Origin of the sequence: Frankia gtarii (genome assembly GCF_025403375.1) — a bacterium.
Taxonomy (GTDB): Bacteria; Actinomycetota; Actinomycetes; order Frankiales; family Frankiaceae; genus Frankia; species Frankia gtarii.
Map to the genome: position 1 here is coordinate 1 of NZ_JAMPTM010000592.1, position 682 is coordinate 682.

The window sequence follows — 682 nt, forward strand, 5'->3', positions numbered from 1 at the left end:
GCTCGAACGACACCTGAGCCCGATCTCCGCGGCCGTGATCGTCCCCGTGTTCGCGCTGTCCGCGACCGGGGTGTCCCTCGCCCCCACCGCCCTGCTCCACGTCGCCGAAGACCCGATCAGCCGGGGAGTCGCCGTCGGCCTCGTCGCCGGCAAGTTCCTCGGCGTCCCCGCCGGCGCCTGGCTCGCCGTGCGCCTCGGCGCCGCCCGCCTACCCGACGGCGTCCGCTGGCGCCACCTGGTCCCCCTCGGCCTGCTCGCCGGCATCGGCTACACCGTCAGCCTCCTGCTCGCCCGCCTCGCCCTCGACGACCCGGGCGCCGTCGAAGGCGCATCCACCGCGATCCTCACCGCGTCGATCGTGGCCAGCGCCCTCGCCCTCGTCGCCCTGCGCTCCCCGCTCGCCGCCGGGGACACTCGCGGCACCCGCAGGTCGCTCACGCGGGGCAGACGGGGCGACCGCCGGGCTGTGCCGATCCAGTCTGTCCGGCGGGAGTCGGACGGCACCCCGGCCGGCGGAGAGGAGCCGCACCCGGCGGCCGGGGTGCCGGGTGCGGCCTGGTGAGCCGCCGCGGAGACAGCCTCACCGGTCCTGACCTGCCGCGGCAGCGTCCCGGGCCGGGGCAGGTCAGGCAGGACCGGGTCAGGCGCGAGCCCCGGACGTCCCTCCACCCGCGGTGGCCTC

At 77.7% G+C, this 682-nt stretch carries 1 protein-coding gene; it reads left to right on the forward strand.

The features are described from left to right. Positions 1–562: Na+/H+ antiporter NhaA (locus NBZ83_RS32460; protein ID WP_261576551.1), on the forward strand; the 562-nt coding region annotated here is incomplete at its 5' end. Between the last annotated feature and the right edge of the window lie 120 nt (positions 563–682).